The organism is Micromonospora sp. WMMA1923 (assembly GCF_049179195.1).
Taxonomy (GTDB): domain Bacteria; phylum Actinomycetota; class Actinomycetes; order Mycobacteriales; family Micromonosporaceae; genus Micromonospora; species Micromonospora yangpuensis.
This window is the reverse complement of record NZ_JBMHLZ010000001.1, coordinates 3,212,301-3,222,295: the sequence shown is the minus strand read 5'-3', so window position 1 is coordinate 3,222,295 and position 9,995 is coordinate 3,212,301. Positions and strand designations below refer to the sequence as shown.

The following is a 9,995-nucleotide window of genomic DNA, read 5'->3' as shown; positions in this document are numbered from 1 at the left end:
CCGTCTCACTCTCGACCACCACGCAAGACACCAAGGCCGATCGCCTCCCCACGTTCCCGTTCGGCGCACCGAACACTACATGATGTAGAAATAAGGGCATCGAGTGTGCTCGACGCCGAACGGCTGCATCCGGCCGGTGCCCGCCACGACCGGGACGCACCGCCGCCACCCGCCGCCACAGCCCGGCCAGAGCAGACACCCTCACTGCCGGGCCGCCGTGACCAGGTGCGGGCGGCCGGTCAACGGATGCGGGACGATCGCGCTACGCACCCCGAACACCTCGTCCACCCGGTCGGCGGTGAGCACCTCCCCGGGAGACCCCGAGGCGATCACCGCACCCTGGTGAAGCAGGACCACCCGGTCGCAGTGCGCGACCGCCTCGTCCAGGTCACCCACCGCGAGCACGGTGGTCACCCCCGCCGAGCGGAGCAGGTCGAACAACTCCAGCCGGGCGCGCACGTCCAGATGACTGCCCGGCTCGTCGAGCAGCAGCACCGGCGCCCGTTGGGCCAGGGCCCGGGCCAGCACCACCCGCTGACGTTCACCCCCGGACAACCCGCCGACGAGCCGGTCCGCCGCCCAGAGCATGCCTACCGCCGACAGAGCCGAGCGGACGATGCCCGGGTCCGCCACCCCCCGGGTCAGGAAGCCCCGGTACGGGTACCGGCCCATCTCGACGCACTCCGCCGCGGACAACCCGTCGCACTCACCGGCGTGCTGTGCGGCCACCGCGACCCGACGTTCCACCGCCCGCGCGCCCACGCGCCACACGTCCTCGGCCCCCACGAACACGCTTCCCGAGGTCGGCCGCACCGCGCGCGAGACACAGCGCAACAGGGTGCTCTTGCCGGAGCCGTTCGGACCGACCAGGCCCGTCACCGTCCCCGGTTCCGCGACGAAACCCGCGTCGCCGACCAGCCGGGCCCCGTCGACCGTGACGGTCACCGACCGGACCTCCACCCTCACCGCGCCCCCCGGGTCCGGCGCCGCAGCACCGCGCAGAACAGGGGCGCCCCCAGCAGTGCGGTCACGGCCCCCACCGGCACATCCGCCACGGGACCCACCCACCGACTCACCTGGTCGGCCACCACCAGCACCACCGCGCCCACCAGCAGCGCGACCGGGATCGTCCTGCCGTGGTCCGCCCCGACCAGCCACCCGGCGGCGTGTGCCGCCAGCAGGCCGACGAAACCGACCCCACCGACGCTGCTGACCGCGGCGGCGGTGAGCACCGCCGCCGCCACCAGGAGCAGCACACGCACCCGGGTCGCCGAGACCCGAAACGCCCCGCTGCCGGGCTCCGAGGCCACCGCGTTCATCGCCCGCGTCTGGGTCGTCAGCACCACCGCGCACAGCACGACCGCCGACAGGGGCACCACCGGGGCTCCCCACGGTCCGCCGGCCCCCGACCCCCACAGCCAGAACACCAGACCCGGCGAACGCGACGGCGCCACGGCCGGATGCGCGACGGCCACCAGGGCCAACCCCGCGTACGTGACCCCCAGCCCGGCCAACAGCACCCCGGTCGCCGGCCGGGCGTGAGCGAGGGCCAGGACGACGAGCAGGCTCACCAGCGCGCCGGTGAACGCCGAGCCGGAGACCACGACGGCACTCGTCGCGCCCATGGCCAGGGCCAGCACCGCCCCGACGGCCGCCCCGGCGGACACCCCCACCACCTGCGCGTCGGCGAGGGCATCACGCAACAGCGAGCGGAGACACATCCCCGCCAGCCCGAGCCCGGCACCGGCCACCGCCGCCGTGACGACCCTGACCACGCCCCCACCCGTGGCTGCCACCGCCCCGTGCGGCGCCTGCTCGCCCGTGAACAGACCGGCGAAGGCGGCAACGGCCGCACCCGCCGACACCCCATCCAGGCCGATCACCACCCCGAGCGCGGCCAGCAGCGACCCCACCGCGCCGACGAGGACCAACGGGTACGGCGGTCGCGGGCGGCTATCCGGGTAGGACATCGATCACCCCCGGTGCCCCCACCGGTTCGTCCGGACGGCGCCGGGGGCTCCGTGCCGGAACACACCCGACGTCGTCACGGAGTGTGAGGCGAGGCTGCCCTGGGGTCGAGCCGCCGGACGCACAGCGTCCAGAGCCGGGATGACACCCGGCGCACGGGTGACGGTGAGACAACCTCATGATCGGGAAGTCGGTGAGGAGTCGTTGAAAGTTCCACCACAGGTGGGAACTCACCCTGCTCAGAGGCCGACCATTGGACCGTGCGTAGATCCTCTGTCATCGCGGGCATCGGTGGGTACACACCCGACCAGGTGATCACCAATGCCGACCTGTGCCGCCGCTTCGACACCACGCAGGAGTGGATCGTCAGCCGTACCGGCATCTCGACGCGCTACCGGGTGGCCCCCGGGCAGTCGACCTCGGACCTCGCGGTCGCCGCAGCGCAGGCCGCGCTCGAATCCGCCGTTGACCTGGGCGGACCGGCGGTGGACCTGGTGATCCTGGCCACCACGACCCCGGATCGGCCGTGCCCGGCGACCGCCCCGCTCGTCGCCGCCCGGTTGGGACTGGACACGATCCCGGCCTTCGACCTCTCCGCCGTATGCTCCGGGTTCGTCTATGCACTCTCCGTAGCCGACGGGATGATCGCGGCCGGCACCGCCCGCCGGGTGCTCGTCATCGGCGCCGACGCCTTCACCACGATCCTGAACCCGGGCGACCGGGCCACCGCGACCGTCTTCGGCGACGGAGCGGGCGCCATGGTGCTGCGGGCGGGCGAGGCCGGGGAGCCCGGCGCGCTGCTCGGCTTCGACCTCGGCGCCGACGGAAACCAGGCAGACCTGATCACCGTGGCGGCGGGCGGCTCTGCCCGACCCGATCCTAGGGAAGCCGACGAGGCCGACCGCTGGTTCGCCATGCGTGGTCAGGCGGTCTACCGGCACGCAGTACTCCGGATGACGGAGACCGCCCGGGCGGCCATGGCGGTGGCCGGCTGGCAACCCAACGAGGTCGACCGGCTGGTCGCCCACCAGGCCAACGCCCGCATTCTGACCACGGTCGGTGCCGAACTGGAGATTCCGCCGGACAGGGTCTATTCCAACATCACGAACGTAGGTAACACTGTCGCGGCGTCGGTTCCCCTCGCGTTGGCCGACGCGGCCGCAGCCGGCGTCCTGCGCCGGGGTGACCGGGTGCTCGTCAGCGCTTTCGGTGGCGGGACGACGTGGGGAGCGGCGGCGTTCACCTGGCCCGAGCTGGCTGTCGCTGCCCGAACGAAAGGAGACCTGCCGTGACCGAGGAACAGATCCGCGCTCTGGTGCGTGACTTCGCCGAGAACCTCAACCCCGGTGAACCGATCACCCCGCTCAAGCCAGAGTACACCTTCGATGAGATCGGCGTGGACTCGATGAGCTTCGTCGATCTCCTGTTCCTGCTCGAACGGGAACACGGGATCGAGATTCCGGACGACGACCTACCCGAGATCACGACCGTCGGCGACCTCGTCGCCCACGTCACCGCTCGCTGAACCGACAAGGAACCACCATGAAGATGAGCCAGCAGGAGGGCCTCGGCGTCATCGTCGAGGGCTTCGACCCCACCTCCGACGAGGACGTCCGGCAGATCCGGAGCGCGGTCTACCGCGACAAGATCGTGGTCCTCAAGGGGCAGGACCTCGACCCCCGCGAATTCCTCGCCCTGGGCAGCCGGTTCGGCGAACCCGCCACCTACTACGAGCCGATCTACCACCACCCCGAGGTGCCCGAGGTGTTCGTCTCCTCCAACGTCTCCGACGGGGAGAAGCAGATCGGGGTCCCGAAGACCGGCAAGTTCTGGCACTCCGACTACCAGTTCATGCCCCGACCCTTCGACATCACCTTCATCTACCCGCAGGTGGTACCGACCAGGAACCGGGGCACCTACTTCATCGACCTCTGCAAGGCGTACGAGACCCTGCCGGAGGAGCTGAAACTGGCGGTCAAGGGCACCATGGCCACCCACAGTGTCCGCCGCTACTTCAAGATCCGCCCCAGTGACGTGTACCGGCCTCTGTCCGAGATCATCGACGAGGTCGACGCCAAGACCCCACCGGTCGACTTCCCCACGGCGTACCCGCACCGGCACACCGACGAGACCATCCTCTACATCAGCGCGGGCTTCACCCAGTCCGTCACCGACGCCGAGGGCGTCTCCCGTCCGGACCTGCTGCAGGCCCTGCTGGAGCACACCGGTCAACTCGACGAGAGCTGCACCCATCCGGCGATCCACCTGCAGTCCTTCGAGAAGGGCGACATCCTGGTCTGGGACAACTGGAGCATGGTGCACCGGGCCCTGCACACCACCACCCCCGAGCCGACTGTCTCCTACCGGGTAACGGTGTACGACGAGCCCCAGTCCGCGCAGTGAGCGCGCTCGTCGCCACCGACCTGCTCACCGAGGTGTTGTCCTGCTACAAGCCGCACTGCCGGTACCTGCTCGGCGCCACCGTCGGGGAACGACACCTCACCGGTCGGTTCGCGATCCCCAGCTCGTGCTACATCGACGACACCGGGCACCTGAACGCCGTCGAGGTTTCCATCTGCTACAACCAGATGCTCTACACCACGCTGGCCATGGCGGTCCGGGACCGCACCGAACCGGCGCTGGCCGACTGGAGTATGGACGACTACTGGCGGCGCCGACTTCCCGACATCCTCGTCGTCCGAAGCGCCCACGACTTCCGCAGACCGATCGACCCCCGGTCCTTCGTCGGGGAACTGACCCTCGAACGGGTCACCGCCCGCCGGCTCTGGGCCGACCGGCCACCCCTGGTCTCGATCGACACCACCTTCCGGTTCGCCGACGACTGGGGCGGACTGGCCATCGGAAGCGTCCGGGTGGCCATCAGCTCGGAGGCTGAGGCCGACCAGGCAGGGTGATCCCGGCGCCGAACCCCTCTCCGCCGGGGGCATCGACGCACATCGCGAACCTCGGGCCGCATTCTCGCGGCCCGAGGTCCGGGCTCAGGTGAGCAGGGTCCGCCAGTAGAACCAGAACTGCTCACCGACCAGGGCTGCGATGACCAGGAACCAGAGCAGCAGCCCGACGGTGTGGTACCGGACGAGCCCGGTCACGGCCCCCCGCAGGACCGCCGGGGTGGGCAGGTGGCGGTGGTGCAGGTTGTGCAGGGTGAGGTACCAGAAGATGACGATGGTGACCACCCACACGACCATGCAGTACGGGCAGAGGGCCCCGATCCGGTAGAGGCTCTGGTAGATCAGCCAGTGCACGAAGACCACCCCGAAGGTGGCCCCGGCCTGGAGACCCAGCCAGAACCAGCGGGGCAGCCGGGCCCCGGTGAGGGCCGCCACCCCGATGGTGGTCACCACGCTGAACCCGACCACCCCGATCAGGGGGTTGGGGAACCCGAACACGGCGGCCTGGGAGGTGGTCATCACCGAACCGCAGGACAGGATCGGGTTGATGCTGCACGTGGGCCGGTAGGTGGGGTCGACGAGCAGGTTGAAACGTTCGATGATCAGGGTCAGGGCGGCCAGGGCGCCGATCCCCCCGCCGAGGGTGAGGACCCAGCCGAGGACCCGAGCGGCGAAGGGCACCTCCGGGGCAACCATCCGGGCTGGTACCGCGGTCAGAGGCTGACTCATCCGGCCAGGGCCGCGTCCACGGCCGCCTTCAGCCCGGCGTAGGTGGGCTCCCCGTCGAAGCGCTCCCCGTTGAGGAAGAAGGTCGGGGTACCGCCGACCCCGGCGGCGCTGCCGTCACTCTTGTCCCGGTTGATCCGGTCGGTGAGGGCCGGGTCGGTGAGGTCGGTGCGGTACCTGGCCAGGTCCAGGCCGATCTCCTGGGCGTAGCCCTCGAAGAGTGCGCTCTGGTCCTGCTGCTGGCCGCCCCACGCGGCCTGGTTCTCGAAGAGGGCGACGTACATCTCCTCGAACTTGTCCTGGCGGGCGGCGGCCTCGGCGGCGCGGGCGGCGTTCTCGGCGTTGCGGTGGTTGGGCAGGGGGAAGTTGCGGACCACGTAGGTGATCTGTCCGTCGTACTCGGCGCGGAGCTGCTCCACTCCGGGGAAGGCCTGGGCGCAGGCGGGGCACTCGTAGTCCAGGAACTCCACGAGGGTGACCCGGCCGTCGGCGGCGGTGGAGAGCCGGTGGCTGTCGGCCCGCAGGATGCGCTCGGCGTCCCCGGTGGTGCCCCGCTGGACGTAGACCAGGAGGGCGGTCAGGCCGACCAGCACCACCGCCAGCAGCCCGACGGTGACCTTGAGGTTCGTGCTGAACCGGGGCTGGGCCATCGCCTTGGCGGCCTTGGACGCCTGCTTGCGAGAGCTGTTCGCCCCGGCCCTCGCGGTGGGGGCCGTTCCCGTCTTGCGACCGGGGCTACTCGTCGTCTTCCTGGACATCGCGGTCATCTCCTGTCGGATCGTCGCTCATCACACTGGTTGTCCGCTTTACTGGGCCTGAATCTTGGTGGTCTGTTCAGGTCCGAACCGTGGTCGACAGCGAGGGCCGTTTCCCGGCGGAGTCGAACCGGAACGTGACACGCCAGGTTCGCCCCGGCTGCAGTTCCGCATGACCGAGGGCGGTGTGCGCGGTGAGGGCCAGCACGGTGAAGGTCACCTGCGCGTCTGCGTGCGAGGTGTCCACGGCGGCTCCGGACCAACCGGTGACCTTCTGCGTCGGGCTGCCCACCCAGCAGAGGTTCACGAAGGTACTCGAATTTTCCCGGCGCAGCCACACCCACAGGGTCTGCCCCTCCGCGCTGATCACCCTCGACTCACGCTTGGGGCAGAAGGGGCGCCCGGAGCGGGAAGTCTGGCCGAACGGAACGAGGACCACGCACACCGCCGTCAGGGTGACAACCGTGAGTGCGGCCAGCAGGGGCAGGCGATGACGACCGTACGGGCGGGGGGCGGGAGCCGCCGGCGTGTTGGGATCCGATCGGGTCGCCACGACGACGAGGTGACCCACCGTGGTCCTCTCCGACGAGCCGTGGTGTAGGAGCCTGAGCCCCCGGGAACCGCTGCGACGCGCCGCATACCGGGTGGCGTTCGTGTCGACCGTGGTCCCTCTGGACGTCCCGGGCGCTCTCGCCGGTCGCGGGGTGGGCCGGCAGGGACGGCTGACCTGATCGTCGGATTCGTCGTGCGCCAGGTCCTCCTGGTTGACGAGGCTGTGCTCCCCGTCGGACCCGGGCGAGGACTGGAGCCGCCCCCGGCGGCTACCGAGAACAACGGCGGCCGCCGCCATGATCAGCCACCAGACCGGGTCGGTCACCGCTTCTCCACCTTTCGGTACTCGACGACGTGTCCCGGAGCCGACCACCGGTGGCCGGTGAGCCGACTCGGAAGGGCGTCGCTCTGCATAGGTCGGCAGGGCGGCGCTTCCGGTTCCTCGTCTGTTCCTCGAGATCCGACGTTCAGGGCGAGTCGACATCGTTTACTACCGGAAGTAGTATGTGGTGGCGGTGTCGGAACCTCACAGGTTCCGTGCCCGACTACTCCTGACGTGACATGTGAGGGGTGGCGCGAAGTACTGTCCGCGCAGATGGATGGCGAGGCGACGCCGGTCGAGCGAACGCCGGCCACAGCTCACCTCGTGCTGTGTTCCGACTGCCAGCGGTGGCTGGATCAGGCCACCGAGATAACCCGCAGGGTTCGCGTGTACGCCGCGCTCACTCGGGCCGAGATCATGCATAGACGTCGCCCGAGGGTCAGACGACCCCGGCTGTCGACCTCGCAGAGGCCCTGGCTCTGACGCGACTCTGGGCGAGCCCGGGCGGTCACGACGGGGTCTACCCGGTTCGGACCCGTGCCGTGCGACGGTGGTGCCCCGCAGGCCGGCGTCAGGTGTTGCCGCGACCGCTGGCGGTGACGTCGCGATCGAAGCGCCCGACCTCGTCGTCGTCCGGGGTGCCGTTGGTTACCCGGTTCCTCCCCCGGCTGGCATGATCGACCGGTGCACCAGGGCCACCGTGGCGGACGACGGTATCGTGCCCTACCGAGGCCGGATGGGCGAGGTCGGGTGGCGTCGTCTCCCGTCGACCCCACCCGAGCAGCAGCAAGGCCAGCAGTACCAGCATGCAGGCCTCGCCGATCGCCAGAGCCAGGTAACCGCCGAGGCGCTGGTCGGCGGTGAAGTCGGTTGCCCAGGGCAGGTCGAGCGCGGTGTACATGTTCCCGCTCGAGAATCCGTTGCCGATGATGCGGTCGCTGTTGACGACGACCGTGGCGAAGACCACACAGACCGGCATCGCGGTCATCAGGGCACCGAGGCGAGCGAAGGCCGGGGTGGGGCGTGGCAACGGATCCGGCCCGGCCACGAGCCACGCGAAGGCGAATCCGATGACCATGAAGCAACCGTGCACCAGGATGTGCGCCCAGTGGTAGCGGATGCTGAGGCCGAACAGGTCGGTGAAGAAGAGCAGGAACGGGGCCCCGCTGAAGATCAGCGTGCCTGTCAGCGGGTGCGTGAGCAGCCGGGTCGGCGCGGCGGTCCGCAGCGATTCGGTCCACTCGCGTGGACCCGGCAGTTGGTCACCACGAGCGGCCGGTAGGGCCAGTGCGGCAAGGGTGAAGGGCGCGCCCGACACCAACAACAGTGGTACGAGCATGCCCGTGAGCATGTGCAACACCGTCTGGGCACTGAACATCGCCGGCGCGTACCGGCCGAGCCCGGAAGAGGTGCCGACCAGCAGCAGAGCACAGCCGGTGCACCAGGCGACGGTACGGGCGGCGGGCCATCGGGCTCCGCCCGAACGGAGTCGACGTACACCGAGGAGGTAACAGCCGGCCAGCACCACGGCGAGCGGAGCGAAGATGATCTGGACCCGCCAGTTCGTGACCACGACGGTCGCGGTCAGCGGTTCGGTCAGGTCGTAGCCGATCAGGGTCTCGTGCTCCGTCGGTCGACCGGCGAGGAACTTCGGCGCGGGAATCCGGGTCAGGGCGACCGAGAGCCCGTAGGCACCCACGAGAAGGAGTGACTCGGCGGCGATCAGCCGCAGCAGCGGGCGTGTTCCACCGGACCGGCCCACCCTGATGCTGAGCCACGCCATCACCACCACGAGGAGAACCACCACCACCGCCTTGGCGCCGAGGAGGATCCCGTACCCGGTGGTGAGCAGGGTGCCCCCGGGGGCCAGCAGTACGGCGTCGACCAGCCCCGAGACGGCGACCAGCACGGCACAGGCCACAGCGAGGCGGCGGTAACGACGCCACACGTAGGCGTCACGACCGTTGCCGCGGGCACGCAGCACCGCGACCAGGGTGCCGAGCCAGACGGCTGCCGCGGTGACGTGGACGATGATGGCGGCCGTGGTCAGGTCGTGGTTCTCCTGCGACGCGGAGTGCCCCACCGTGTGTGGCGCCGCCAGGCCGACGAACGTCACCAGGATGAGGCCGGCACCCGTGCGCCACTGCAGGGTCCGCCGACACCCCACCGCGACGGCCCCCGCGCACAGGGCCGAGACGAGCCAGGCCCGCGGGGCGCCGAGGGCGTCGACAAGGGTGACGAACGCGGCGGGATCAACGGCGCGTCGAAGGGGGACCCCCGCCTTGTCGGCGGCGTCCAGTGGTGCCATGGCCAGCGCGGCCAGGAACCACACCAGCGCCGACCTCGCTGCGGTGCGCAGGGCGGCGTAGCCGATCGGCGCGACGACGCCGGTCGCCTGTGGCCGGGTGAGGAACGTGGCGAAGACGAGGGCGCCCACGCACACAGTGGCACCGGCGTTCGCCACCAGCCGGACAATGGGAGTCGCGGTCCGCACCACTGCGCCCGCGTCGCCGACCCCGAGGACCGCGTACGGCTGACCGTTCAGTGCGGCCTGGACCCCGAGCCCGATCGCCGCTGCGGCGAGTCCCGCCCCGATCAGCAGCAGCCAGAACCTGCGGGGTACCCGGGCGAGACGAGCGGGAAGGTCGGTGCTGGCCGAGGGCACCGTCGCAGGTTGATCATGATCTCTGGGGGAAACCGCAGCGTGGCGCGACGTGTCCGTCATCCGCTGTTCGCAACCCTTCGCCACGTGATCGAGCA

Annotated in this window: 11 protein-coding genes; 5 read left to right on the top strand and 6 right to left on the bottom strand. The window is 70.4% G+C overall.

Going from position 1 to position 9,995, the window contains the following annotated elements:
- Positions 1–201: 201 nt before the first annotated feature.
- Positions 202–945 (bottom strand): ABC transporter ATP-binding protein, encoded by a 744-nt coding sequence (locus ACN28G_RS14490; protein ID WP_421479371.1) that lies wholly within the window; start codon positions 943–945, stop codon positions 202–204.
- A gap of 17 nt (positions 946–962) precedes the next feature.
- A complete protein-coding gene (locus tag ACN28G_RS14485) occupies positions 963–1,970 on the bottom strand; it encodes an iron chelate uptake ABC transporter family permease subunit (protein WP_091440084.1) in 1,008 nt (335 codons plus the stop codon).
- A 258-nt stretch (positions 1,971–2,228) separates the two neighbouring features.
- Here ACN28G_RS14485 and ACN28G_RS14480 point away from each other — a divergent pair, with 258 nt between their 5' ends.
- The 4 genes from ACN28G_RS14480 to ACN28G_RS14465 are packed head-to-tail and all read left to right on the top strand — an operon-like array spanning position 2,229 to position 4,883.
- Entirely contained in the window at positions 2,229–3,260 is a 1,032-nt protein-coding gene (locus tag ACN28G_RS14480; protein WP_421479370.1) for a beta-ketoacyl-ACP synthase III, read from the top strand.
- Positions 3,257–3,493, top strand: coding sequence for an acyl carrier protein (locus ACN28G_RS14475; protein WP_175440582.1), 237 nt, complete (start codon positions 3,257–3,259; stop codon positions 3,491–3,493). Before ACN28G_RS14480 ends, ACN28G_RS14475 begins: the two co-directional genes overlap by 4 nt.
- Before the next feature lie 23 nt (positions 3,494–3,516).
- Entirely contained in the window at positions 3,517–4,371 is an 855-nt protein-coding gene (scoE, locus tag ACN28G_RS14470; protein ID WP_421479369.1) for a (3R)-3-[(carboxymethyl)amino]fatty acid oxygenase/decarboxylase, read from the top strand.
- Entirely contained in the window at positions 4,368–4,883 is a 516-nt protein-coding gene (locus ACN28G_RS14465) for an FcoT family thioesterase (protein WP_421479368.1), read from the top strand. Before scoE ends, ACN28G_RS14465 begins: the two co-directional genes overlap by 4 nt.
- An 84-nt stretch (positions 4,884–4,967) precedes the next feature.
- On the opposite strand, the gene ACN28G_RS14460 is transcribed toward ACN28G_RS14465, so the two are convergent.
- The 3 genes from ACN28G_RS14460 to ACN28G_RS14450 all read right to left on the bottom strand — a co-directional run bounded on the left by ACN28G_RS14460 (position 4,968) and on the right by ACN28G_RS14450 (position 7,238).
- Positions 4,968–5,576 carry a vitamin K epoxide reductase family protein gene (locus ACN28G_RS14460; protein ID WP_421480910.1) on the bottom strand — a complete coding sequence of 203 codons (609 nt, stop codon included), beginning with the start codon at positions 5,574–5,576 and terminating at the stop codon, positions 4,968–4,970.
- Positions 5,577–5,605: 29 nt separating this feature from the next.
- Positions 5,606–6,256 (bottom strand): DsbA family protein, encoded by a 651-nt coding sequence (locus ACN28G_RS14455; protein WP_091440063.1) that lies wholly within the window; start codon positions 6,254–6,256, stop codon positions 5,606–5,608.
- Positions 6,257–6,440: 184 nt separating this feature from the next.
- Positions 6,441–7,238 carry a hypothetical protein gene (locus ACN28G_RS14450; protein ID WP_421481003.1) on the bottom strand — a complete coding sequence of 266 codons (798 nt, stop codon included), beginning with the start codon at positions 7,236–7,238 and terminating at the stop codon, positions 6,441–6,443.
- On the opposite strand from ACN28G_RS14450, the gene ACN28G_RS14445 reads away from it, so the two are divergent.
- Positions 7,137–7,718 carry a zf-HC2 domain-containing protein gene (locus ACN28G_RS14445; RefSeq protein ID WP_421480909.1) on the top strand — a complete coding sequence of 194 codons (582 nt, stop codon included), beginning with the start codon at positions 7,137–7,139 and terminating at the stop codon, positions 7,716–7,718. The genes ACN28G_RS14450 and ACN28G_RS14445 overlap by 102 nt on opposite strands.
- An 88-nt stretch (positions 7,719–7,806) precedes the next feature.
- Here the strand turns inward: ACN28G_RS14445 and ACN28G_RS14440 are convergent, their stop codons facing one another.
- Positions 7,807–9,900, bottom strand: coding sequence for a cytochrome c oxidase assembly protein (locus ACN28G_RS14440; RefSeq protein WP_421479367.1), 2,094 nt, complete (start codon positions 9,898–9,900; stop codon positions 7,807–7,809).
- Positions 9,901–9,995 lie beyond the last annotated feature (95 nt).